Below are 23,006 nucleotides of genomic sequence, written 5' to 3' on the forward strand. Positions count from 1 at the left end.
GCGCGGGCCTCGGGAGATGCGGCGCTCGATGCCGGCGCGCTTGATTCCTGCCTGTTGCCGCGTGATCAGCGGGACGTATCCCGACGAGCGGACCTCGACTGCATAACGGCGGATTGACGGGAAACTTAAGGGACTACGGGGCGGGGGCGCCCGTTTTAGAGAGAAGCGTCGCCGTGCCTGCGCGCGGCTGGCGCGAGCCGGACGACGCCGATGCCGCCTTGAAAGCGGCGTGCGCCTATTTGAGCACGACGCATTGCCAGACAAAAAACACCGTCAGGCCGACGGCGATGGTCAGGAGCGGCCGCCGCGTCAACGCGCTGACAAGCACCGCGGCCAGCGCGCCGACCAGTTGCGGATTGCGCCAGGTCAGTTCGGCGCCGCTGCCGTGCGGTGAAACCGCCATCGGCACGATGATCGCCGTCAGCACGGTAACCGGCACGAAACCTAGAGCGGTGCGCACGAGCGGCGGAAACACCAGCCGGTCGCCGAGCACGAAGACAGCGGCGCGGATCACCCACGTGATGGCCGCCATGCCGAGAATCAGGACGACGTAGTTCATCGCGATGCCCCTGCGGTTTTGCCCGAGCCGCGCAGGTTGGGCCGCGACGTCGACAGCAGGACGCCGATCGCCACGCCCGCGAAGACCGCGCCGAGCAAGCCAAGCTTGTATGGCCACGCCTGCCAGAAAAAGGCCAGCGTGCCGGCGGTGACGGCGGCCGCGATATAGCGCAACGCGACGAGTTGCGGCACGACGATCGCGATGAAGGTGGCGACCATGGCGAAATCGAGGCCGAGCGATTGCAGGCCCGGAAAGGCCGCGCCGAACAGCAGGCCGGCGACGGTCCAGAGCTGCCAGTTCAGGTACATGGCGAGGCCGGCGCCGAAGAAGTAATGCGGGCCTACCGTGCCGGGTTCCCGATGCCGGTAATGCTCCCACGCGACGGCGAAGACTTCGTCCGTGAGCAGCGCGCCGAGCGCCCAGCGCCAGCGTGCCGGCAGATGCGCGACGTGCGGCGCGAGGGTGGCGCTGTACAGCACGTGACGCAAATTGACGACGAGCGTGGTCGCCCAGATCACGGCGAAACTCGCGTGTCCGGCGATCAGCCCGAGGGCGATGAACTGCGCGGAGCCGGCGAACACGACGAGCGACATCAACTGGCCGTGCCATAGGTGCAGCGGCCCGGATGCGACGAGTGTGCCGAATATGACGCCGAAAGGCGCCGCGCCTACCATCATCGGAATGATGTCGCGCGCGCCGGCGGTGAACTCTTTGAAATGGCCTGGGCTCGTGGGCTGGCCTGCAGTGGAATGGGTCAATCTAGCCTCCTTGATTGGGGAAGCATAGCGGGGGCGGCTGGGCGGGGCTTGTACGTTCTTGCGGAGGAGGTGAACTGATGCGGCGGCGTGCGCCTAGGTCGTGATGGCGTGCGCGCCAGGCCGTGGTCGCCTCACACGCCCTGCCAGCGTCCGGGCGGCACACCGAACATGCGCCGGAAGTGTCGCGTGAAATGGCTCTGGTCGGTGAAGCCGCTGGCGGCGGCGACATTCGTGACGGAAACGCCGGCGCGCAGCGGCGCGAGCGCCCGCTGCAAGCGCACCTGGTTGCGCCATGCGTGGGGCGGCAGGCCGGTCGTTTGGGTGAAAAGACGCGCCGCGTGGAACGGCGAGAGTCCCGCCGCCTGGGCCACTTCAGCAAGAGTGACGGGTTCGATAAGGTCGCCTGTCAGACGTTCCTGCATGAGCGCGACGCGAGCGTCGTCGGTGGCGAGGCGCGAAGGTGCTGGCTGTGTCTGCGAATGGCGCACCAGCAGCGTGGACAAGGCGTCGAGCATGGCGGCCTCGGCGGCGAGCGCGTCGTCGCCCGCTTCGAGCAGACGATGCGCGCGCGCCAGACGCACGGCCAGATCCGGGTCGCGGATCACGCCGGGTGCGAACCACGGCAAAGCCCGCGGCTTGCCGCTGACCTCATTGGCAAGGTCGTGGATGAAATCCACCGGCGCATAGATCACGCGATACCGCCAGCCCGCCTCGACCGCCTTCGAGCCGGTATGCAGCTCGCCCGGATTGATGATCGGCACGCTGCCGGCTTCGGCGATGTAGTCGGAACCGAGATAGCGATACCCCTCGGCACCCGCCACGATCACCGGAATCGTGTACGCGTCGTGCCAATGCGGCGTGAACTCGTGATCGTGATATTCGGCGGTGAGCAGATCCGCGCCGGGCAGAAGCGGCGTGCGCCAGTAGCGGGCGGAATCCTGGAAACGAGGGGCGGCGGTCATGGTGAAGGTCCGGCTGGACCGGTCAGTGTAGCGCGTCGCGACCGGTGTCGCTTCATCGGATGATGCGTTCGCCGTGTGCGTTTCGCCGTGGGCGGGGTGCTTACTTGAGTGGAATCGTGGTGCCCGGCGGCATCGGCACGGCGCTCACGCTGTTTTTCGCGCTGCCGCTGACCACCCGGTCGCTGTAGGTGAGATACACCAGCGAGTTGCGCTTCGCGTCGACCACCCGCACCACATGCAGCGACTTGAAGATGAGTGACATGCTCACCGAGAACACGTCGGCCTGTTGCTTCACCGGACCAGTGAAATGAATCGCGCCGACTTGACGACAGGCGATCGACGCCTCGGTGGGATCTTCCGCGATGCCGAGCGTACCTTTGACGCCGCCGGTACGTGCCCGCGACACGTAGCAGGTCACGCCCTGAACCACTGGATCGTCATAGGCCTCGACGACCACACGGTCGGAGCCTGTGACGTGGAAATTGGTATTGACGCTGCCAACTTCTTCGCTGTGTGCCAAAGGCAGCAGGAGGGCGGTGGCCGCCGCAAGCGCGATGCGCAACAAAATGGGTTTCATGGGATGGGTTTGCCGGAAGTTGAGCGCCTGGGTTGGGCGCAGGAGACGCGCCGGGGAACCGCCATCGTATAACGGCCAGCATGTCAAAGGGCTCATACGGATGCCACGCTTGAGCCGCATCGGCTCCGTGCGGGCTAGCGGCGCGAACCTCGCCGCGGATGTTGTGACGTCGGGAGACGCGCGGCGCGCAAAAAGAAAAAGGCCCGCACGGATGCGGGCCTTTCAGATTTTTTGGCTCCTCGACCTGGGCTCGAACCAGGGACCTACGGATTAACAGTCCGGCGCTCTACCGACTGAGCTATCGAGGAACAGCAGTACAACTTGATTGACTACAGCTTGATCTACATAAAAAAGCCCGTCTTGGTTAACGGGCTTTTGCAATTCTTGGCTCCTCGACCTGGGCTCGAACCAGGGACCTACGGATTAACAGTCCGGCGCTCTACCGACTGAGCTATCGAGGAACAGAACAACAACAGCAGAGAAACGAAATTGTAGGAGCAGCTTAAGCGCCTGTCAATACCCTGCGTTCATCTCGATTTCATTCGAATTTGGTTGCGCACGCGACAGGCAGCGAGGCTCAGCGTACGAGCAACTCGAGCTTTTCCTTCACGTCCTTGAACTCGTCGGCTTCCGGCAGCGGCGCCTTGGTCTTGGTGATGCTCGGCCAGTTCTTCGCGAGGTCGGCATTCAGCTCGATGAAGTTCTGTTGGTCGCCCGGCACGTCTTCTTCGGCATAAATGGCATTCACCGGGCATTCGGCGACGCACACGGCGCAGTCGATGCATTCATCGGGGTCGATCGCGAGGAAGTTGGGACCTTCGCGAAAGCAGTCCACCGGGCACACATCGACACAGTCGGTATAGCGGCACTTGATGCAGCTTTCGGTCACAACGTGAGTCATTCAGGCAGCTCCTGCATGCGGTATCTGGGGAGGCGCAAACGCCAAAAGCGCTATTGTATCGTAACGTCAAGAGGCGCATGCAGCATCGCAGCACGCCGTTTATACGTTTTCGTGATTAGTTTATGGCGTGCCCCTGGGGCGCGCGGCGCGGGGTGTGGCGGCGCGCTGAATGCCGGCGCATTCGGGTAACATGCGTCAGGTCGGCACGCACGGGGTGTGCCGCACGCGCATGGGTGAGTCGGGCCTTTCGTGTCAGGCCTTCCGTTCCTCCGCAGTCCAGTTCGCACCATCATGATTATTACTTCGCTGCTCGACACCGATCTGTACAAGTTCACGATGATGCAAGTGGTGTTGCATCACTTTCCCGCGGCGAACGTGGAATATCGCTTCCGCTGCCGTACGCCGAATGTCGATCTCGTGCCGTATATCGGCGAGATTCGCGACGAAGTGCGCAAGCTCTGCCAACTGCGCTTCACCGACGACGAACTCGACTACCTGCGGCGCATGCGCTTCATCAAGGGCGACTTCATCGAGTTTCTCGCGCTGTTCCATCTGAACGAGAAATACATTTCGATCGAACCGTCGCCCAAGGGCAATGGCGAAATCGAGATCGAGATCAAGGGACCGTGGCTGCATACGATCCTGTTCGAGATTCCGATGCTCGCGATCGTCAACGAAGTCTACTTCCGCAACACCCAGCAAAAGCCGGACTACAGCGAAGGGCGCGGCCGCCTCGTCGACAAGATCAAGCTGCTCGGCGCGCGTCCGGAATTCGCCGACTGCAAGATCGCCGACTACGGCACACGCCGGCGCTTCTCGAAGCAATGGCACGAGGAAGTGATTCTCAAGCTCAAGGAAGGCCTCGGCGAGCAGTTCGCCGGCACCAGCAACGTCTTCTACGCCATGAAGCACAGCCTCACGCCGCTCGGCACGATGGCGCATGAATACCTGCAGGCGTGCCAGGCGCTCGGGCCGCGCTTGCGCGATTCGCAGATCTTCGGCTTCGAAATGTGGGCCAAGGAATACCGCGGCGACCTGGGTATCGCGCTCTCCGACGTGTACGGCATGGAGGCGTTCCTGCGCGATTTCGACATGTACTTCTGCAAGCTGTTCGACGGCGCGCGCCACGATTCCGGTGATCCGTTCGACTGGGGCGAACGCCTGCTCAAGCACTACGAAGCGAACCGGTGCGACCCGCGTACCAAGATCCTGGTCTTCTCTGATGCGCTCGACATTCCCAAAGTGCTGCAACTCTACGAGCGCTTCCGTGGCCGCTGCAAGCTGGCGTTCGGCGTGGGCACGAACCTGACCAACGACCTCGGCTACAACCCGCTGCAGATCGTCATCAAGATGGTTCGCTGCAACGGTCAACCGGTGGCGAAGCTGTCGGACTCGCCGGGCAAGAACATGTGCGAAGACAAGGCTTACCTCGCTTATCTGCGCCAGGTGTTCGGCATCGCGCAGCCCGAGGAAGAGGCGGCGAAGTAACGTGGCTCGTAGCCGGATATAGCGTAAGCCGCTTGCGCCCCCGGGTGTGCGACAGGCGGCAATAGCCCGTTCGGCCAGGGTGTTTGCGCGCAGGGCGGCCGGTATAATCCTCGCCATATCGAACGGCTGTCGACACGAGGATTTCGCACATGGACACATCGCTTGCCCGCCGCAACATCCTGGCGCGCATCCGCGCGGCGCAAGGGCGTGAGCCGGAGCCGTCCGCCGCCGAGCGCGAGGCCGCCGCGGACTATCTCGCGCGCCATCCGGCGGGCCCGCGTCCGGAGATGCCGGCCGACCTCGTCGCGCGCTTCATCGAGGAAGCACAGAAACTGGCCACCACGGTCGACTCGGTTCAGGCAATGAACGACGTGCCGGCTGCGGCGCATCGCTACCTCACGCAACATGCGTTGCCGCTGCAAGCCATCGCCTGGCAAACGCTGCAAGATCTGCATTGGGCCGAAGCCGGCCTCGCCGTCGAATTTCGCAAGCCGCAAGACGGCGACGTGGTCGGTCTCACCGGCTGCTTCTGTGCGACCGCCGAGACGGGCACGCTCGTGTTGCTGTCGGGGCCGGAAACTTATGCGTCGGCTGGTCTGCTGCCTGAAACGCATATTGCCGTCGTGCCGGCTTCGCGCATCGTCTCGGGTCATGAAGAGGCGTTCGGCCTGATCCGCAAGGAACGCGGCGAACTTCCGCGTGCGGTCAATTTCGTCTCCGGGCCTTCGCGCACCGGTGATATCGAACAGACCATCGTGCTCGGCGCGCATGGGCCTTACCGGGTGCATGTGATCGTCGTGCAGAGCGCCTGAGCGGCCAGCGCGGCTGTGTTTCAGGACGCATACTCTGGCGCGCGGCTGCAAGCAATAACAAGGACTTCAAACCTATGAAAGGACGTGCCGGCTGGACGGGCATGGCGCTCGCGGCTGCATTGACGCTGGCCGGCTGGTCGCGGCTGGCGTCGGCCGCCACGCTCGACGGTGCGACTTTGTCGGCGTTGTGGGGGCTGCCGTTCGCGGGCGTGCTGCTGTCTATCGCGGTATTTCCGTTGATCGCGCCGGCGTTCTGGCATCACCATTTCGGCAAGATCGCGGCGGCGTGGGCGCTCGTGTTTCTCGTGCCGTTCGCGCTCAGCTACGGCACGGGCGTCGCATTCGGCGCGCTCGTGCATGCGTTGCTCGATGAATACATCCCGTTCATCGTCTTGCTGACGGCGCTGTACACCGTGGCGGGCGGCATCTGCGTACGCGGCAATCTGCACGGCACGCCGCGCCTGAACACGGCGATTCTCGCGCTCGGCACCTTGCTCGCGAGCATCATGGGCACGACCGGCGCGGCCATGCTGCTGATTCGCCCATTGCTGCGCGCCAACGACAATCGCAAGCATGTTGTTCACGTGGTCGTGTTTTTTATCTTTCTGGTGGCGAATGCGGGCGGTTCGCTGTCGCCGCTGGGCGACCCGCCGCTCTTTCTCGGCTTTCTGCAGGGCGTGAGTTTCTTCTGGACCACCACGCATCTCGCGCTGCCGATGCTGTTCGTCTGCGGCGTGCTGCTGGTCGGTTTTTATGCGCTGGACTCGTACTACTTTCATCGGCGCGAGGAAGAGCGCTCGCGCTTTCTCGATCCGACGCCCGACACGCCGCTGCTCGGCATCGACGGCAAGATCAATTTCGTGTTGCTCGCCGCCGTGATCGTGCTCGTGCTGATGAGCGGGCTGTGGAAACCGGGCGTGGCATTCGACGTGTTCGGCACGCACGTCGCTTTACAAAATGCCGTGCGCGATGCCGCGCTGATCGGCGTGACGTTGCTCTCGTTGGCGCTCACGCCGCGCGCGGCTCGCGCGGGCAACGACTTCAACTGGGCGCCGATCGAAGAAGTGGCCAAACTGTTCGCCGGCATTTTCGTGACGATCGCGCCGGTCATCACGATCCTGCGTGCCGGCGAGGCGGGTGCGTTCGCGGGCATCGTCCATCTGGTCAACGACGCGTCGGGCCAGCCGCACGACCTGATGTACTTCTGGGCGACCGGGCTGCTATCTTCGTTTCTGGACAACGCGCCGACCTACCTCGTGTTCTTCAACCTGGCCGGCGGCGACGCGCGCACGCTCATGACCGCCGGCGCCACCACGCTCGCGGCGATCTCGGCCGGCGCGGTGTTCATGGGCGCGAACACGTATATCGGCAATGCGCCGAACTTCATGGTGAAGGCAATCGCGGAATCGCGCGGCGTGCGCATGCCGGGTTTTTTTGCGTATATGGGCTGGTCCGCTGCGGTGTTGTTGCCGCTTTTCCTCATCACCGGCTGGCTCTTTTTTTGACGCCGAGGCAATCGAACTCGGTGCGCTATTCGGAGAATTGCAATGCAGAAAATCCTCGTCGCCCGTCCTATCTTTCCCGATGTGATCGAACGGCTCAAGCAGTATTTCGACGTCGACTGGAATCAGGGCGACGTGTTGCCCGCTGACGAACTGACGCGCCGCCTCGCGGACAAGGACGGCGCGCTGACCGCGGGCGACCCGGTCGGCGCGGCCGAACTCGCGGCGGCACCGCGTCTGCGCGTGGTGGCGAACATGGCGGTGGGTTACAACAATTTCGACATGGCTGCTTTCAACGCGGCCAACGTGCTCGGCACCAATACTCCGGACGTGCTGAACGAATCGACCGCGGACTTCGGCTGGGCGCTGATGATGGCGGCGGCGCGCCGCATCACCGAGTCGGAGCACTGGCTGCGCGCGGGCAAATGGCAGAAGTGGGCGTATGACGCGTTTCTCGGCAGCGATCTGCACGGCTCGACGCTCGGCGTGATCGGCATGGGCCGGATCGGCCAGGCGCTGGCACGTCGCGCGAAGGGCTTCAACATGCAGGTGATTTATCACAATCGGTCGCGCGTGGCGCCGGAGATCGAGGCCGAGTTGAATGCCGAGTACGTGTCGAAGCCGGACCTGTTGCGGCGTGCCGATCACGTCGTGCTCGTTTTGCCGTACACGAAGGAGAACCATCACACAATCGGCGCGGCCGAACTCGCGCTGATGAAGCCGACCGCGACGCTCACCAATATCGCGCGCGGCGGCATCGTCGACGACGCGGCGCTGGTCGAGGCGTTGCGCTCGAAGCAGATCGCAGCGGCCGGCCTCGATGTGTTCGAAGGCGAGCCGAATCTGAATCAGGATCTGCTCAGCGTACCCAATGTCGTGCTGACGCCGCACATTGCCAGCGCGACCGAAGCCACGCGCCGCGCCATGGCGAACCTCGCCGCGGACAATCTGATCGCGGGCCTGGGTGAAGGCCCGCGCGCGGGCCGGCCGCCGAATCCGATCAATCCCGATGTGATCGGCAAGGCGCGTTCATGACCATGATTCTGGTGGCGGCCGTCGCAGTGCTGGCGGTCACTTTGGTCATCGCGCTGGCCTTGCTGATGCGCGGCCATAGCCGCGCCGAGGACAGCGAGCAGTTCGACTTGCTCAACGAACGCATGGATGCCGCGGCCGACACGCAAGCGCATGCTTACGAGCGGCTTGAGCGGCAACTGCGCAACGACATCACTGAGACGGCGCGCGTGTCGCGTACCGAACAGAGCGGTGGCTTTGCGCATTTCCAGCAAACGCTGGCCGCGCAGTTCAGCAGCATGACGACGGTGCAGGGCGGCAAGATCGACGGTTTCGCGCAACAACTCGACGCCGTGCGCCACAGCCTGCAGACGCAAGCCCAGCAGGCGCGCGACGAGCAGGGTCGCTCGCTGAAACAGTTCGGCGATACGCTGAGCTTGCAACTGGGGCAACTCACCGAGGCGAACGACCGCCGCTTCGCCGAAGTGCGAGCGACCATCGAACAGCGGCTGAAGGACATCGAGGCGAACAACTCGCTCAAGCTCGAGGAAATGCGCCGCACCGTCGACGAAAAACTGCATGCCACGCTCGAACAGCGTCTGGGTGAATCGTTCAAGCTGGTGTCCGACCGGCTCGAACAGGTGCACCGCGGACTGGGTGAAATGCAGACGCTGGCGGCCGGCGTCGGCGATCTGAAGAAGGTGCTCACCAACGTGAAGACGCGCGGCACATGGGGCGAAGTGCAGCTCGAAGCGTTGCTCGAGCAACTGCTCACCGCCGACCAGTACGCGAAGAACATCGCGACGGTGCCGAGAAGCGCGGAGCGCGTCGAGTTTGCGATCAAGCTGCCGGGACGAGCGGAGCAGGGCGGTGTGGCTACGCCTGTCTGGCTTCCGATCGACGCCAAGTTTCCGCGCGAGGACTACGAGCGTCTGATCGAAGCACAGGAGCGCGCTGATCCGGTAGCGGTCGAAGAAGCATCACGCGCGCTCGAAGCGCGGATTCGCGCGGAGGCACGCACGATCGCGGAGAAGTACGTGTCGCCGCCGCACACCACCGACTTCGCACTGCTGTTCCTGCCGACCGAAGGCCTGTACGCCGAAGTATTGCGGCGGCCGGGCCTGACGGACCTGCTGCAACGCGACTATCGCGTGACGATTGCGGGGCCGACTACGCTGACCGCCTTGCTCAATAGTTTGCAGATGGGTTTCCGCACGCTCGCCATCGAAAAGCGCTCGAGCGAGGTGTGGCAGGTGCTCGGCGCGGTGAAAACGGAGTTCGGCAAATTCGGCGATGTGCTGGCCAGGACAAAGGCGCAACTGGAAACCGTCACGCGTTCCATCGAAGCGGCGGAAACACGCACGCGTGTCATGAGCCGCAGATTGCGCGATGTCGAGGCATTGCCGGGCGAGGAGGCGAGCGGGTTGCTCGGCGATGCGCTGTCTGGTGTGGATACTGACGAGCAGTGAGGATGGGCAACGGTTTGGTAGCAGCGCCGACTCAGGCGCTTGCCGCCGCCAGCTGTTCAAGCGCCTCGCCCGTCAGGCGCACCACGCGCCAGTCCGGCATAACGGTCGCGCCCATCTTTTCATAAAAGCTGATGGCCTGCTGGTTCCAATCCAGCACGGTCCATTCGAACCGCCCGCATTGCCGTTCCACCGCCAGCGCGGCAAGCCGCTGCAATAGCGCGGTGCCGAGTCCGCTGCCGCGTTGCGAGGGTTGCACATAGACGTCTTCGAGATACAGTCCGCGCTTGCCGACGAAACTCGAGTAATTGTGGAAGAACAGCGCATAGCCGACGATGCGTCCTTCGTTCTCCGCTACCAGTGCCTCGATCGAAGGCCGTGCGCCGAACAGTGCGTCGCGCAAGCCGTTTTCGGTCGCGACGAAAACATGCGTGAGGCTTTCGAATTGCGCGAGTTCGTACGTCAGCGCGAAGATGGCGCCGGTGTCCGCGGGCGTGGCGGCGCGGATCGTCGCGGGCATTACGCCTCTTCCGGCGCGTCGGTCAATTGGATTTCAATGCCGCCGAAGCGCGACGCCACCCAGTTGTACGCGTGACATGCGATCCACAGCAGGATGAAACCGAGAATCGCGTTCAGCAGCAGCGCGCTGAACACGGTGCTCAGTTCCACCGAACCATAGCGTATGAACGCGACCAGTACGCCCAGCAGCACGATCGGCACCGAAAACGTCAGGTACACGAGGATCAGTGCTTTGGCCGTCTGTCCCGGTGCAATGAACGAGATCTGTTTTTTCATGTAAGTCAAACCCGTGTGTCGTAGTGGTAATGGGTAAAGCTGCAATGAACGCTGGCGGGTGCGTTGCCTCAGCCGCGCGTCTGCCGTCAGATGAGACCGTCGAACAGCATGATAGCGACGCGTTCTCCCTCGGCGATCTCGCCTTCATCGTGCCCGAGCACGATGAAGCAATTGGCTTCGCTCATCGAACTCAGCACGCCGGAGCTTTGCGAACCGGTCGGCATGACGTGCCACTGTCCGTGCGCGTCCTGCTGGGCTACGCCGCGCTGGAATTCGGTGCGCCCGGCGCGTTTGCGGATGGCTCGCCGGCTCATGGCGTGGATGAGCGGCAGCGGTTGCGGTGTGGCGCCCGACATCAGCAGCAGCACCTCGCGCACGATCTGATAGAACGCCACCATCACGGCGACCGGGTTGCCCGGCAAACCGAAGAATAACGCGGGAAGCCCGACACCCGGCCGTTCGCCGGACCAGACGCGGCCGAATGCTAGCGGGCGGCCCGGGCGCATGGCGAGACTCCAGAAGGCGACGTCGCCGAAAGTTTGCAGCAGTTGCCTGGTGAAATCCGCCTCGCCGACCGAGACGCCGCCCGAGGTCAGCACCACGTCGGCGTTCGCCGCGGCGCTGCGCAAGGCGGCTTCCATCGCGGCCGGCTCGTCGCGCACCACGCCGAGGTCGAGCGTGTCGATGTTCATGCGCCGCAGCATGGCAAACAGCGTGTAGCGATTGCTGTCGTACACGCAGCCCGGGTCGAGCGGCTCGCCAAGCGAGCGCAATTCGTCGCCGGTCGAGAAGAAGGCGACGCGCAAACGCCGCCTGACATTGACTTCGCCGATGCCAAGCGAGGCCAGCAAACCGAGATCCGACGCGCGCATGACGCGGCCCGCCCGCAGCGCGGCGTGGCCGCGCGCGAGGTCTTCGCCGGCGCGGCGCCGGTTTGCGCCGCCCGCCACGGCGCCGCCCGCGAAGCGGATCGAAACGGAATCGGCGTCGCGCTCGACGAGTTCCTGCGGCACGACGGTGTCACAGTCGGCCGGCATGCAGGCGCCGGTCATGACACGCACGCATTGCGTGGCCTCGACGCGGCCCGCGAACGGATGCCCCGCCAGCGCCTTGCCGACGATTGCCAACTCAACGGTGGCCGCGCCCGTGGCGAGCGCGGCGCGGTTGAACGCGTAGCCGTCCATGGCGGAATTGTCGTGCGAAGGGACGTCGATCGGCGACACGATATCGGCCGCGAGCACGCGGTCGAGCGCGTCGCGCAAGGCCACGCGTTCAACGGCCGTGACGGGCGCGGCCCACTGACGAACAATCGCCTGAGCGGCCGGGACAGGTAGCGCGTGAGGATCGTACTGCGCGACGCAGCGGGAAAATTCGTTATGCGTGGTCATGAAGAGCTGAGCGTCGCGACCGGGGGCGGGAGCGGCGATTGCCGTGCGGCCGGAGCGGGATTTCAACCGGGGCCTCAATCACGCTGGAGGTCGGCGAGTTCTTGTAGCGAATTGATATTGTAAAACGCGCGCTCGTCGGTAAAGACGACTTCCACCGTCTTGTGGCGCGCGTACCACGCGCGAACTTTACGTTCGCCGGCTTCCAGAAAAGCGGAAAGATCGTCCGCGAGGCCCGTGCGCAACAGCGCGAAGACGGGATGCAAGGACGTTTGGCCGTGCGCGTCGGTGGTGGTGACCGTGGCGATATCGGCTCCGTTCGAGTCCAGCGCGTGCGCGAGGCGCTCGGCCAGATCGGCGGGCAGCCACGGCGAGTCGCAGGGTGCACTGAGCGCATAGGCGGTGCCGGCTGCGCGCAAGCCGGCGAGCAAGCCTGCCAGCGGGCCCGGAAAACCCGCCAAGGTATCCGCCACCACCGTGGCCCGGAACGGCGCGCCGAGCGCGCTGTAAGCCTCAGGGTGACGATTGGCGCTGATCAGCAGAGCACCGGTTTGCGGTGCGAGGCGCTTGAGCACGTGGGCAGCGAGCGGCTCTCCGTGCAGCATTTGCAGCCCTTTGTCGGCACCGCCCATGCGCATGCCGCGGCCGCCCGCGAGCAACAGTCCGGTGATGTGTTCGCGCGTCGGCTTCATCGCCGCCGCTCAGCCGCCGATGTACGACATTTCCACGCGGCGGCCGTCCCGCGCGTGTGAGTCGGCCGAGGCGCTGCCGCGCAATTGCGAATAGCGGTCGCCGCGGTCCTGCCAGATTTCGGCGATGGCGGTGGCGATGGCGGCGTCGCTCGCGCCATTGCGTACCAGAGCGCGCAGATCGTGCCCCGACGACGCGAACAGGCACAGATACAGCTTGCCTTCGGTCGACAGCCGCGCTCGCGTGCAACTGCCGCAAAACGCGCGTGTCACGCTCGAAATCACGCCGATCTCGCCGCCGCCGTCCGCGTAACCCCAGCGTTGCGCCGTTTCGGCGGCGCTGTGCGCTTCGAGGGGCGCGAGCGGGAAGTGCTCGGCGATGCGCGTGACGACGTCGGCGGACGGCAGCACTTCAGTCATGTTCCAGCCGTTCGATGTGCCGACGTCCATGTATTCGATAAAGCGCAGCACCGCGCCCGAGCCTTTGAAATGACGCGCCATCGGCACGATTTCGCTGTCGTTGGTGCCGCGCTTGACGACCATGTTGACCTTGACCGGCGCGAGGCCCACCGCATGCGCCGCGGCGATGCCGTCCAGCACGTCGCCGACGGCGAAGTCGGCATCGTTCATACGGCGAAACAGCGTGTCGTCGAGCGCGTCGAGACTCACCGTGACGCGGGTCAAACCGGCGTCTTTCAGGCTGCGCGCCTTGCGTTCCAGCAGCGAGCCGTTGGTGGTCAGCGTCAGATCGAGCGGGCGGCCCGCCGGGGTGGTCAGTTGCGCGAGCCGTTCGATCAGAAATTCCAGATTTTTACGCAACAGTGGTTCGCCGCCCGTCAGCCGGATTTTTTCGACGCCATGTGCAACGAACAGCCGCGCCAGCCGTTCGATTTCCTCGAAGCTCAGCAAGGCGCTGTGCGGCAAGAACGAGTAGTCCTTGTCGAACACCGCGCGAGGCATGCAGTAGACGCACCGGAAATTGCAGCGATCCGTGACCGAAATGCGCAGGTCGCGCAACGGGCGCGCGAGCGTGTCGTGCAGGGCGCCGCTGGGCGTCTGCACCGGGCCGGCGATGACCGGCACGGCGCTCAAATCGGCAACAGGGATGATGCGTCGGGACATGAATTGCTTCTCTGATTGCTTCGGCTAGTGCTTGAAATTAAAGCTAGATATTCATTCTATCGGAAATGCTTCCCGCGGCAGGGGCACCCCTGGCTGTGTCGGGGTATACGGGGGGCTGCCGCGGCGCGCCCGATCCACGGCAGGCCCCCAAAAAAAAGCCCGCCGGAGAGGCGGGCTTTTCGAGTGCGGCCGGGTAGCTTACTGCGGGTGCCGGCCTGTTTCCACCTGTTGCATCGGCGCGCTGTCGAGCGCCGGCAGCGGTTTGCGTTCGCGCACCACGCGAGCCGGCTTGACGGTCTGCGCGGCGGCTTCCTGAGCCGCGCGCAGCTTGTCGGCGTCGGTGTTCACCCAGACGAGACCGGCTTGTTCCAGCACCGGCTTCAGCGCTTCCGCCGATACGGCGCCATGATGGGGCGCTTGCTGCGGTGCTTGCGATGCAACAGCGACTGGCGCCGGCTCGACCGCTGCCGGTTCGACTTCTGGTGCAACCGCCGCAACGACCGGCTGCGGTTCGACGATCTCAGCCTGCGGTGCAGGCTGAGCGGCCGGTGCTTCGACCACCACCGGAGCCGCGGTTTCGACGGGCGCCGGAGCAGCGGCTTGCGTTTCGACAACAGGCGCGACTGCCGGTGCTTCGACGTGCGCTTGAGCCGGAGCTTCGACACGCGCGACCGGTTCAACCAGCGAAACCGTTTCGCTGGCTGCCGGCGCAGCTTGCGCTGCTTCGACCGGCTCTGCGGCGGCTTGCGCCACCGGCGTTTCGGCGACCGGCTCGACGGCTGCCGGCGCCACCGGCGCTTGCGCGACCGGTACGACCGTTTCCGTCTTCGCAGCCTTTTCGACTGCCAGAGCCGGCGTTTCGGTTGCAGTGTGCAGTTCGGTCACCACGGCGGTTTCGGTCGCGACAGCAGCGACCACCACTTCCACCGGCGTCATGTCTTTCGCCTCGGTGACTTCCGGCTTGCGTTCGACCGGCTGATGCGCGGTGCGCACCGGTGCTTCGTCGGTTGCGCTCACGTTGTCGCCTTCAGCTTCGGCGACGTCCGCGGCCAGATTGCCGTTCACGTCCTCTTCACGCTCACGGCGGCCACCACGACGGCCGCGACGGCGGCGGCGACGCTCTTCACCTTCACGCGCCACCGCTTCCTGATCGACCGGCGCGCCGTTTTCGCCCAAGGCTGTCTGGTTTTGCGCCAGTTCTTCCGCCGTTTGCGCCTCGTTTTGCGTCAGGGCATCCGCGGTTTCTGTCTGCGGCTTGCGGCGTTCGCCACGTTCCGAACGATCGCCACGTTCACGGCGCTCACCGCGTTCCTGACGTTCGCCACGCGGTGCGGCCTCCGCCGTTTCCGCACGCTCGGCGCCGCGATTGTCGCGGTCACGGGTTTCGCGACCCTCGCGCGGCTCACGAGCCTCGCGCGGTTCACGGCCTTCGCGGGCCTCACGCGGCTCACGATTGCCACGCGGTTCGCGCGCTTCACGCGGCTCGCGACCTTCGCGTGCTTCGCGCGGTTCACGGCCTTCACGCGGCTCGCGTTCATCGCGGCGCTGCGACGGCTGCTGGCCTTGGCCTTGACGGCCACCGGTCACGCCTTCGCCACGGGCCGCCGCATCGCGAGTGCCCGTGCCGCTACGACGATTACGGTTGCGATCGCCAGCGCGTTCGCCGGTGCGCTCACCGCGCTCCGTGCGCTCGCCGCGTTGCGGACGCGTCTGCTTTTCGGTCGTCGCCGGCACGGCAGGCGCCGGAGCGGCCGGCTGCATGCCGAACAGATTCTTCAACCAGCCGATGAAGCCGCCGCTCGCCGGCGTAACCGCGACCGGCGCCGGGGTGGCGGCCGGGCGAACCGGCGCGCTCGGCGCCGGCTTTTCAGGCGTGATGCCCTTGACGGCCGCTTCCTGCTTCGGCTTCACTTCTTCGGCGCGCTTGCTGTAACCGGTTTCCGATTCCAGTTCGCGGGCCGCTTCTTCGGCCATCTTCCACGAGGCACGCGGTTCGTCGAGACGCGCGTCGTCGTGACGCAGACGCTCGAGCTTGTAGTGCGGCGTGTCGAGATGCTTGTTCGGGATCAGAACGACATTGACCTTGAAACGCGATTCGATCTTGTTGATCTCGGCGCGCTTTTCGTTCAGCAGGAAGGCGGTCACTTCGACAGGCACCTGGCAATGAATTGCCGCGGTGTTTTCCTTCATCGCTTCTTCCTGAATGATCCGCAGCACTTGCAGCGCGGACGATTCGGTGTCGCGGATGTGACCCGTGCCGTTGCAGCGCGGGCAGGTCACGTGGCTGCCTTCCGACAAGGCCGGACGCAGACGCTGACGCGACAGTTCCATCAGGCCGAAACGCGAGATCTTGCCCATCTGGACGCGCGCCCGGTCGTGCTTGAGCGCGTCTTTCAGGCGCTGCTCGACTTCGCGCTGGCTCTTGGCCGATTCCATGTCGATGAAATCGATCACGATCAGGCCGCCCAGATCGCGCAGACGCAGCTGGCGGGCGACTTCGTCGGCGGCTTCGAGGTTGGTGCGCGCGGCCGTTTCCTCGATGTCGGCGCCCTTGGTGGCACGGGCCGAGTTCACGTCGATCGCGACCAGCGCTTCGGTGTGGTCGATCACGATCGCGCCGCCCGAAGGCAACGGCACCGTGCGCGAGTACGCCGTTTCGATCTGGTGTTCGATCTGGAAGCGCGAGAAGAGCGGCACGTCGTCGTGATACCGCTTCACCTTGCTGACATTGTCCGGCATCACGATATCCATGAAGGCGCGTGCCTGGTCATGGATTTCGGTGGTGTCGATCAGGATTTCGCCGATATCCGGCTGGAAATAGTCGCGAATCGCACGGATCACGAGGCTCGATTCGAGATAGATCAGCATGGGCTGGCCGCTCGAACCGCTTTGCGACGCGGCTTCGATGGCGCGCCACAGCTGCATCAGGTAGTTCAGGTCCCACTGCAGTTCTTCGGCGCTGCGGCCAATGCCGGCCGTGCGCGCGATGATGCTCATGCCTTCCGGCAATTGCAGCTGCGCCATGGTTTCGCGCAGTTCCTGACGGTCGTCGCCTTCGATGCGGCGCGACACGCCGCCGCCGCGCGGGTTGTTCGGCATCAGGACCAGATAGCGGCCGGCGAGCGAGATGAACGTGGTGAGGGCCGCGCCCTTGTTGCCGCGTTCTTCTTTTTCGACCTGAACGATCAGTTCCTGGCCTTCACGCAAGGCGTCCTGGATGCGTGCGGAGCGCATGTCGACGCCGTCGCGGAAATACTGGCGGGCGACTTCCTTGAACGGCAGGAAGCCGTGACGGTCTTCGCCGTAGTTGACGAAACAGGCTTCGAGCGACGGCTCGATGCGAGTAATGATGCCCTTGTAAATATTGCCTTTGCGCTGTTCGCGCCCGGCGGTTTCGATGTCGATATCGATGAGTTTTTGCCCATCGACGATGGCGACGCGCAGTTCTTCCTGCTGCGTCGCATTGAACAACATGCGTTTCATTGAACGGCTCCAGAGCGGCTTAGCCAGCCCTTCGCTGCGCGGTTGTCAGTCGCGAGAGCGAAGCGGGCAGCGGCATGCCGCGCCTTATTGTGTTTTCACAAGCACGCTGGAGCGGGAAAGCTGGTGGGAGAATTGCCTGAGAGGGCCCGGCCCATTAGAAAATGGGGACGGTGCCGCAGGGCACATGCGAACACGGCTTCAAATAACGACCCGACACGCCGCGGGTTCTGCCGGCCGACCTTCGTAAGCCTCCGTCCACTCGCGCCGGTGCGCCAACTGGGCGCGTGACCGGAGGGTCGAAGGCTGCGGTCGTGCCGCAGCGGGAAGTTCGCGCAGTCGGCGCGTCTTTTCCTGCTGGGGGTGTCTCGCCTCATTTTGACGTCGCCATGTCTTGTACTTTCTACAAGACGCCTCGGGCGCACGCCGTATTTTCGCAACCTGCAGCTTCGTACAGCAGGGCGTCAGACCGCCCGATACCGAAGCTGAAAGTTAAATTCTTTTTTACCAAAATTCCGTTACCGTCGAAGCCGACCTTGACCGAACGCGCCTGTGGGCGCCGTCCCTGCCGGGCACTGACTTCGTGCGTGCAACTTGTTGCATCTCATTTTCAGGGTGAGCAACCAGACCCCGGCGCAAGTAAAATAACGGTTTATCGCTTGCACCTGCGCAATCCGCCCGAATTCCGGACACTGCGCCGGCCGCCGCAGACTGCTGGGCAAATTATATTCAGAATGAAAGAGTTAGGCAAAATATCCCAGAAATCGGTCGCAAGCGACCAGGTCTCGATGATCGAGATCGACGACAGTGCGGCCGGACAGCGCATCGACAACTTCTTGTTACGCGTCTGTAAAGGCGTGCCGAAAAGCCATATTTATCGCATCCTGCGCAGCGGGGAAGTGCGCGTGAATAAGGGCCGGATAGACGCGCAATACCGTCTCGAGCTCGGCGATCTGGTGCGCGTGCCGCCCATTCGCGTCGCTCAACAGAACGAAGCGGCCGTCCAGGCGCCGGTGCCGGCCGCCCATTTCAAGATTATTTTTGAAGATGATCACCTGCTCGTGATCGACAAACCGGCCGGCGTGGCGGTGCACGGCGGCAGCGGCGTCGCGTTCGGCGTGATCGAGCAGATGCGCGAGGCGCGTCCGCAGGCGAAATTCCTCGAATTGGTGCATCGGCTGGATCGGGAGACGTCCGGTATCTTGATGCTCGCCAAGAAGCGCTCGGCGCTCGTCAATCTGCACGAGCAGATTCGCGAGAACAGAATGGATAAGCGCTACTATGCTTGCGTTCACGGCGACTGGGCGAGCGACTGGGGCCGCCGCCGCGCAGTCAAGGAGCCGCTGCACAAGTATTTGACGGCCGACGGCGAGCGCCGCGTGCGCGTGCAGCCGGACGGTCTGGCGTCGCATACGGTCTTCAATCTGATCGACCGCTGGCCGGGATACGCGCTGATCGAGGCGGAACTGAAGACCGGCCGCACGCATCAGATTCGCGTCCACTTGCAGCATCTGGAACTGCCGATCGTCGGCGACGCCAAATACGGCGACTTCGCGCTGAACAAGGCGCTGGCACGCGCCAACGCCAAGCCCGGCCTGAAACGCATGTTCCTGCACGCTTACCGGTTGAAGCTCACGCACCCGGCAACCGGCGCGCCGCTGCAGTTCGAGGCGCCGTTGCCGGCCGAATGCCGCAGCTTCATCGCACAGCTCAACGAATTACGAAATGGGTCACACCCGGAGACGACACCGCATGGCTAGAGAGCAATTTGATCTGATCGTCTTCGACTGGGACGGGACGCTGATGGATTCGACCGCGCACATTACGCGCAGCATCCAGTCGGCGTGCCGCGATCTCGGTTTGCCGGTTCCCGCCGACGAGGCGGCCAGTTATGTCATCGGCCTCGGTTTGCGCGACGCGCTGCAAATCGCCGCGCCCACGCTGGATCCGTCCGACTATCCGCGGCTGGCCGAGCGCTATCGCTTCCATTATCTGGTGAAGGATCAGACGACCGAGCTGTTCGTCGGTGTGCGCGAGATGCTGCAGGAATTGCGCGATCAGGGTTATCTGCTGGCCGTGGCGACGGGCAAGAGCCGCGTCGGTCTGAATCGAGCCCTGGATCAGTCGCGCCTGACGAGCCTGTTCGACGGCACCCGCTGCGCCGACGAGACCTTCTCGAAGCCGCACCCGGCGATGTTGCACGAATTGACGCGCGAATTGGGGCAGGACAACGCACGCACGGTGATGGTCGGTGACACGACGCACGATCTGCAAATGGCGATCAACGCGGGCGTTGCGGGCATTGGTGTCACGTACGGGGCGCATCCTGCGGATTCGTTGAGCGCGTTGTCGCCGAAATTCGTTGCGTCGAGCGTCAGTGTGCTGTCCGGCTGGCTGCGAGAGAACGCATGAGCACCGCTGCCACGCAAGCGCCGGCGGAGGCGGTTCGCGTCTGCGCGTCGGACGAACTGGTTGACGGCGGTGCGGGTGTGCGCCACGCGGCGAAACTCGGCGGCGGTGACGTCGTCGTATTTTTTGTTCGCTATGACGGCCGCGCATACGGCTACCTGAACCGCTGTGCCCACGTGCCGATGGAGCTGGATTGGGCCGAGGGGCAGTTCTTCGAATCGTCCGGTTTATACTTGATGTGCGCTACACATGGCGCGATTTACGCGCCGGATACGGGCAAATGCGTCGGTGGACCGTGCCGTGGCGGCAGATTGCGGCCGGTTCAGGTGGACGAACGCGATACGCCGGAAGGCCGTGCCGTATTCTGGCTGCCGGACGGCGAACTCCGCCCGGCCACACTCTGATTTTTCTCCCCTAGACCTTTCCACTGCACCGCATGTCCGACAATTTGACTCCCGAGCCGAAGGAACCGTCCCTGACAGGCCACCCCCGCACGTCTGCCGATGAACCGGGCTGGGAACGCGCCGCGCTCGAGCGAATCGCGCTCGCGGCGATCAACGAGCAGCGCGCGGCACGGCGCTGGAGGATCTTTTTCCGTTTCGTTTTCCTCATCGTAGTGCTGCTGGCGATATGGGCTGCCATCGACTTCTCCGGCGACAAGGTCGCCGCCACCGGCCGTCACACCGCCATGGTGACGCTTGACGGCGAGATATCGGCGGATACGAACGCAAACGCGGAAGATGTCGACACGGCGCTGCAAAGCGCATTCGACGACGCGGGTACCGCGGGCGTGATTCTGCGCTGCAATAGCCCGGGCGGCAGTCCGGTGCAGGCGGGCATCATCTACGGCGAAATTCGCCGCTTGCGCGCCAAATATCCGTCGATTCCGCTGTATGTCGTCGTGGGCGACATGTGTGCGTCGGGCGGCTACTATGCAGCCGCGGCGGCCGACAAGATTTACGTGGATAAGGCGAGCATCGTCGGTTCGATCGGGGTGTTGATGGACAGCTTCGGTTTTACCGGCTTGATGGATAAGCTGGGGATTCAGCGGCGTCTGCACACATCGGGTGAGAACAAGGGTTTCTTCGATCCGTTCTCGCCGGAAACGCCGAAGATGGACGAACATGCGCAGGATATGCTCGATCAGATCCACGCGCAGTTCATCGACGCGGTACGCCAGGGCCGCGGCAAGCGTCTGCATGAAACGCCGGATATGTTCTCCGGCCTTTTCTGGACCGGCCAGAAGAGTGTTGAACTCGGCCTTGCCGACGGTTTCGGCGACGCGGACTACGTGGCGCGTGACCTCTTCAAGGCGCCGGATATCGTCGACTACACCGTTAAGGAGAGTATTACGGACCGTGTTGCGCGCAGATTCGGCGCGGCGGTTGGTAGCGGCGCGGTTCACGCCATGGCGCTCGGCGGGAAGATGAATCTGCGTTGATCTGTTCTCATTAACTGAAAAAGCCCCGCGCGATCCGGATTCGATGATCGCGCGGGGCTTCTTGTTTTTCGCTTCTTTTTCTATCCGGCTTGGGTCAAACGGCAAGGATTAGAAAAATAGCCGGTCGCTTGTGCAGATCGATCACCGGTTTTTTCTTCCAGTCGGCCACGGTGCGGCTGGCGATGGTTTCCGTTTCCAGCGTCAGATCGACCGCAACGCAAACCAGCGTGGATGGCGCGCACGTCGCCAGCAGCGTGTCGAGCAACGCGCGATTCCGGTAGGGCGTCTCGATAAAGATTTGCGTCTGTTTGCCTTTGCGCGACTGCTGCTCCAGATCGCGCAGACGCTTGGCCCGCTCCGCGGCGTCGACCGGCAAGTACCCATGGAACGCAAAGCTCTGGCCGTTGAGCCCTGAAGCCATCAAAGCCAGCAGGATCGAGCTCGGGCCGACGAACGGCACAACCTTCACGCCGCGTTCATGCGCACGGCGCACCAGCAGGGCGCCGGGGTCGGCGACTGCGGGACAGCCTGCTTCGGACACGAGGCCCGCGTCGGTACCCGCGAGAAGCGGCGCGAGCAGCTTGTCGATTTCGCCAGCCGGTGTGTTGACATTCAGTTCACGAATCTCGATTTCCTGGATCGGCCGTTCGGTGCCGACTTTTTTCAGAAAAGCGCGCGTGGTTTTCGCGTTTTCGCCTATGTAATAGTGAAGGGAAGCCGCGCGCGCACGCACCGGTGCGGGCAGGACGGCGTCGAGCGCCTCGGCGTCGCCTTCGCCCAGTGTGTTCGGAATCAGATAGAGCGTGCCGCTCATTGAGCCCCCAATAGTGGATAGCCGACTGCGAGCAGCATGCGCGACAGTGCGATCAACGGCAGGCCGATGAGCGCGGTGGGGTCGTCGGAATGGATGGCCTCGAGCAAGGCGATGCCGAGCCCTTCGGATTTGGCGCTGCCCGCGACGTCGTAAGGCGTTTCCGCCAGCAGATAGGCCTCCAGCGCAGCGTCCGGCAGATTGCGGAATTGCACGCGCGTAATCACGTCGATGGCTTGCGCATTTCCTGAACGGCTGTCGAACAGGCACAGCGCACTATGAAACAGCACTTCGCGGCCGCGCATCGCCTGCAATTGCGCAAGCGCTTTGTCGTGCGTGCCCGGCTTGCCGATCTGCAGACCGTCGTAGGTGGCGACCTGGTCGGAGCCGATCACGAGCGCGGCTTCACCGCTACCGAGTCCGTCGGCGGCCGCGCGAGCCTTGGCCTGCGCGAGCCGCAGCGCGGTGACTTCGGGCGTTTCACCGGCGAGCGGCATCTCGTCGATCGCGGGCACGACGACATCGAACGGCACGCGCAGACGTTCGAGCAGTTTGCGACGATACGGCGAACTCGACGCCAGAATCAGGCGTGGCGGGCGATTGGAGGAATCTGGCATGGGTATGAACGGCAAGAGAGGCGGGGCGTACGGGGCTACGCGAAGCTCGCGAGTGTACGGGCTTAAGTGTTTGACTCGAAAAGACAAAACGGATATGATTTCGGGCTTTTCATCGGTATGCTTGCGCTAAGCGGGTCTCGGTGTGGGTCAATTGCAGTGCCAACTGCGACAAACACTTGAGCCGACTGGCTGTCTCGCAAATCGGTTACATCCGGCGAAAT

General features: G+C 64.0%; 22 protein-coding genes and 2 tRNA genes. 9 read left to right on the forward strand and 15 right to left on the reverse strand.

The annotated features are described in order from the left end of the window. Window positions 1-235: 235 nt before the first annotated feature. The 7 genes from RI103_RS05040 to fdxA all read right to left on the reverse strand — a co-directional run bounded on the left by RI103_RS05040 (window position 236) and on the right by fdxA (window position 3,757). Window positions 236-559, reverse strand: a complete 324-nt coding sequence (locus RI103_RS05040; protein ID WP_310814301.1) for an AzlD domain-containing protein — start codon at window positions 557-559, stop codon at window positions 236-238. Beyond that, window positions 556-1,317, reverse strand: a complete 762-nt coding sequence (locus RI103_RS05045) for an AzlC family ABC transporter permease (protein ID WP_310814302.1) — start codon at window positions 1,315-1,317, stop codon at window positions 556-558. Before RI103_RS05045 ends, RI103_RS05040 begins: the two co-directional genes overlap by 4 nt. 131 nt (window positions 1,318-1,448) lie before the next feature. Further along, on the reverse strand, window positions 1,449-2,279 hold the full coding sequence (locus RI103_RS05050; RefSeq protein ID WP_310814303.1) for an AraC family transcriptional regulator: 831 nt from the start codon (window positions 2,277-2,279) through the stop codon (window positions 1,449-1,451). Between the two features lie 100 nt (window positions 2,280-2,379). Then, complete coding sequence (locus tag RI103_RS05055; RefSeq protein WP_310815175.1) at window positions 2,380-2,856, reverse strand: CreA family protein; 477 nt, start codon at window positions 2,854-2,856, stop codon at window positions 2,380-2,382. Window positions 2,857-3,088: 232 nt separating this feature from the next. Then, window positions 3,089-3,164 (reverse strand) — tRNA-Asn (locus RI103_RS05060). Between the two features lie 77 nt (window positions 3,165-3,241). Beyond that, window positions 3,242-3,317, reverse strand: a tRNA-Asn gene (locus tag RI103_RS05065). Between the two features lie 116 nt (window positions 3,318-3,433). Beyond that, the gene (gene fdxA / locus RI103_RS05070; RefSeq protein WP_064268471.1) at window positions 3,434-3,757 is read right to left on the reverse strand and encodes a ferredoxin FdxA; all 324 of its coding nucleotides are present in this window, start codon (window positions 3,755-3,757) and stop codon (window positions 3,434-3,436) included. Window positions 3,758-4,048: 291 nt separating this feature from the next. On the opposite strand from fdxA, the gene pncB reads away from it, so the two are divergent. The 5 genes from pncB (at window position 4,049) to RI103_RS05095 (ending at window position 10,039) form a co-directional block, all read left to right on the forward strand. Next, window positions 4,049-5,245 carry a nicotinate phosphoribosyltransferase gene (gene pncB / locus RI103_RS05075; RefSeq protein ID WP_310814304.1) on the forward strand — a complete coding sequence of 399 codons (1,197 nt, stop codon included), beginning with the start codon at window positions 4,049-4,051 and terminating at the stop codon, window positions 5,243-5,245. A gap of 149 nt (window positions 5,246-5,394) precedes the next feature. Beyond that, window positions 5,395-6,057: a lactate utilization protein C gene (locus RI103_RS05080; protein ID WP_310814305.1), complete on the forward strand. Its 663-nt coding sequence runs from the start codon at window positions 5,395-5,397 to the stop codon at window positions 6,055-6,057. 74 nt (window positions 6,058-6,131) lie between these two features. Further along, window positions 6,132-7,562 carry a sodium:proton antiporter gene (locus RI103_RS05085; RefSeq protein ID WP_310814306.1) on the forward strand — a complete coding sequence of 477 codons (1,431 nt, stop codon included), beginning with the start codon at window positions 6,132-6,134 and terminating at the stop codon, window positions 7,560-7,562. Between the two features lie 42 nt (window positions 7,563-7,604). Continuing rightward, window positions 7,605-8,594 carry a D-glycerate dehydrogenase gene (locus tag RI103_RS05090; RefSeq protein WP_310814307.1) on the forward strand — a complete coding sequence of 330 codons (990 nt, stop codon included), beginning with the start codon at window positions 7,605-7,607 and terminating at the stop codon, window positions 8,592-8,594. Further along, complete coding sequence (locus RI103_RS05095) at window positions 8,591-10,039, forward strand: DNA recombination protein RmuC (RefSeq protein WP_310814308.1); 1,449 nt, start codon at window positions 8,591-8,593, stop codon at window positions 10,037-10,039. The genes RI103_RS05090 and RI103_RS05095 overlap by 4 nt, the downstream gene beginning before the upstream one ends. A 31-nt stretch (window positions 10,040-10,070) precedes the next feature. Here RI103_RS05095 and RI103_RS05100 read toward each other — a convergent pair whose 3' ends face one another. From RI103_RS05100 to RI103_RS05125, 6 genes are all read right to left on the reverse strand, one after another. Further along, window positions 10,071-10,556, reverse strand: a complete 486-nt coding sequence (locus tag RI103_RS05100; RefSeq protein ID WP_310814309.1) for a GNAT family N-acetyltransferase — start codon at window positions 10,554-10,556, stop codon at window positions 10,071-10,073. Continuing rightward, window positions 10,556-10,831: a hypothetical protein gene (locus RI103_RS05105; protein ID WP_054036190.1), complete on the reverse strand. Its 276-nt coding sequence runs from the start codon at window positions 10,829-10,831 to the stop codon at window positions 10,556-10,558. Before RI103_RS05105 ends, RI103_RS05100 begins: the two co-directional genes overlap by 1 nt. Window positions 10,832-10,917: 86 nt before the next feature. Beyond that, the gene (glp, locus tag RI103_RS05110; protein WP_310815176.1) at window positions 10,918-12,219 is read right to left on the reverse strand and encodes a gephyrin-like molybdotransferase Glp; all 1,302 of its coding nucleotides are present in this window, start codon (window positions 12,217-12,219) and stop codon (window positions 10,918-10,920) included. A 74-nt stretch (window positions 12,220-12,293) separates the two neighbouring features. Then, on the reverse strand, window positions 12,294-12,908 hold the full coding sequence (gene mobA / locus RI103_RS05115; protein ID WP_310814310.1) for a molybdenum cofactor guanylyltransferase MobA: 615 nt from the start codon (window positions 12,906-12,908) through the stop codon (window positions 12,294-12,296). A gap of 9 nt (window positions 12,909-12,917) precedes the next feature. Continuing rightward, window positions 12,918-14,027 (reverse strand): GTP 3',8-cyclase MoaA, encoded by a 1,110-nt coding sequence (gene moaA / locus RI103_RS05120; RefSeq protein WP_310814311.1) that lies wholly within the window; start codon window positions 14,025-14,027, stop codon window positions 12,918-12,920. Between the two features lie 198 nt (window positions 14,028-14,225). Continuing rightward, entirely contained in the window at window positions 14,226-17,510 is a 3,285-nt protein-coding gene (locus tag RI103_RS05125; protein ID WP_310814312.1) for an Rne/Rng family ribonuclease, read from the reverse strand. A 731-nt stretch (window positions 17,511-18,241) separates the two neighbouring features. Between RI103_RS05125 and RI103_RS05130 the strand changes: the two genes are divergently transcribed. The 4 genes from RI103_RS05130 to RI103_RS05145 are packed head-to-tail and all read left to right on the forward strand — an operon-like array spanning window position 18,242 to window position 21,357. Further along, entirely contained in the window at window positions 18,242-19,267 is a 1,026-nt protein-coding gene (locus tag RI103_RS05130) for an RluA family pseudouridine synthase (RefSeq protein ID WP_310815177.1), read from the forward strand. Continuing rightward, window positions 19,260-19,919 carry an HAD-IA family hydrolase gene (locus RI103_RS05135; RefSeq protein WP_106309894.1) on the forward strand — a complete coding sequence of 220 codons (660 nt, stop codon included), beginning with the start codon at window positions 19,260-19,262 and terminating at the stop codon, window positions 19,917-19,919. The genes RI103_RS05130 and RI103_RS05135 overlap by 8 nt, the downstream gene beginning before the upstream one ends. Further along, complete coding sequence (locus RI103_RS05140) at window positions 19,916-20,320, forward strand: Rieske 2Fe-2S domain-containing protein (RefSeq protein WP_132373564.1); 405 nt, start codon at window positions 19,916-19,918, stop codon at window positions 20,318-20,320. Before RI103_RS05135 ends, RI103_RS05140 begins: the two co-directional genes overlap by 4 nt. Before the next feature lie 32 nt (window positions 20,321-20,352). Beyond that, window positions 20,353-21,357, forward strand: a complete 1,005-nt coding sequence (locus tag RI103_RS05145; protein WP_310814313.1) for a S49 family peptidase — start codon at window positions 20,353-20,355, stop codon at window positions 21,355-21,357. Window positions 21,358-21,451: 94 nt separating this feature from the next. Here the strand turns inward: RI103_RS05145 and RI103_RS05150 are convergent, their stop codons facing one another. Both RI103_RS05150 and RI103_RS05155 read right to left on the reverse strand, forming a co-directional pair. After that, entirely contained in the window at window positions 21,452-22,171 is a 720-nt protein-coding gene (locus RI103_RS05150) for an SAM-dependent methyltransferase (RefSeq protein WP_310814314.1), read from the reverse strand. Further along, window positions 22,168-22,785, reverse strand: a complete 618-nt coding sequence (locus tag RI103_RS05155; protein ID WP_310814315.1) for a Maf-like protein — start codon at window positions 22,783-22,785, stop codon at window positions 22,168-22,170. Before RI103_RS05155 ends, RI103_RS05150 begins: the two co-directional genes overlap by 4 nt. Window positions 22,786-23,006 lie beyond the last annotated feature (221 nt).

It is taken from the genome of Paraburkholderia sp. FT54 (assembly GCF_031585635.1).
Taxonomy (GTDB): domain Bacteria; phylum Pseudomonadota; class Gammaproteobacteria; order Burkholderiales; family Burkholderiaceae; genus Paraburkholderia.

Bases quoted from the DNA above. Each gene is read 5' to 3' on its own strand.
- RI103_RS05055 (WP_310815175.1), bottom strand. From the start codon at position 2,856: ATGAAACCCATTTTGTTGCGCATCGCGCTTGCGGCGGCCACCGCCCTC.
- RI103_RS05150 (WP_310814314.1), bottom strand. From the start codon at position 22,171: ATGAGCGGCACGCTCTATCTGATTCCGAACACACTGGGCGAAGGCGAC.
- fdxA (WP_064268471.1), bottom strand. From the start codon at position 3,757: ATGACTCACGTTGTGACCGAAAGCTGCATCAAGTGCCGCTATACCGAC.
- RI103_RS05125 (WP_310814312.1), bottom strand. From the start codon at position 17,510: ATGAAACGCATGTTGTTCAATGCGACGCAGCAGGAAGAACTGCGCGTC.
- RI103_RS05140 (WP_132373564.1), top strand. From the start codon at position 19,916: ATGAGCACCGCTGCCACGCAAGCGCCGGCGGAGGCGGTTCGCGTCTGC.
- RI103_RS05040 (WP_310814301.1), bottom strand. From the start codon at position 559: ATGAACTACGTCGTCCTGATTCTCGGCATGGCGGCCATCACGTGGGTG.
- RI103_RS05085 (WP_310814306.1), top strand. From the start codon at position 6,132: ATGAAAGGACGTGCCGGCTGGACGGGCATGGCGCTCGCGGCTGCATTG.
- RI103_RS05095 (WP_310814308.1), top strand. From the start codon at position 8,591: ATGACCATGATTCTGGTGGCGGCCGTCGCAGTGCTGGCGGTCACTTTG.
- mobA (WP_310814310.1), bottom strand. From the start codon at position 12,908: ATGAAGCCGACGCGCGAACACATCACCGGACTGTTGCTCGCGGGCGGC.
- RI103_RS05050 (WP_310814303.1), bottom strand. From the start codon at position 2,279: ATGACCGCCGCCCCTCGTTTCCAGGATTCCGCCCGCTACTGGCGCACG.
- RI103_RS05130 (WP_310815177.1), top strand. From the start codon at position 18,242: ATGAAAGAGTTAGGCAAAATATCCCAGAAATCGGTCGCAAGCGACCAG.
- RI103_RS05155 (WP_310814315.1), bottom strand. From the start codon at position 22,785: ATGCCAGATTCCTCCAATCGCCCGCCACGCCTGATTCTGGCGTCGAGT.
- RI103_RS05080 (WP_310814305.1), top strand. From the start codon at position 5,395: ATGGACACATCGCTTGCCCGCCGCAACATCCTGGCGCGCATCCGCGCG.
- moaA (WP_310814311.1), bottom strand. From the start codon at position 14,027: ATGTCCCGACGCATCATCCCTGTTGCCGATTTGAGCGCCGTGCCGGTC.
- RI103_RS05100 (WP_310814309.1), bottom strand. From the start codon at position 10,556: ATGCCCGCGACGATCCGCGCCGCCACGCCCGCGGACACCGGCGCCATC.
- RI103_RS05105 (WP_054036190.1), bottom strand. From the start codon at position 10,831: ATGAAAAAACAGATCTCGTTCATTGCACCGGGACAGACGGCCAAAGCA.
- RI103_RS05145 (WP_310814313.1), top strand. From the start codon at position 20,353: ATGTCCGACAATTTGACTCCCGAGCCGAAGGAACCGTCCCTGACAGGC.
- RI103_RS05090 (WP_310814307.1), top strand. From the start codon at position 7,605: ATGCAGAAAATCCTCGTCGCCCGTCCTATCTTTCCCGATGTGATCGAA.
- RI103_RS05135 (WP_106309894.1), top strand. From the start codon at position 19,260: ATGGCTAGAGAGCAATTTGATCTGATCGTCTTCGACTGGGACGGGACG.
- glp (WP_310815176.1), bottom strand. From the start codon at position 12,219: ATGACCACGCATAACGAATTTTCCCGCTGCGTCGCGCAGTACGATCCT.
- pncB (WP_310814304.1), top strand. From the start codon at position 4,049: ATGATTATTACTTCGCTGCTCGACACCGATCTGTACAAGTTCACGATG.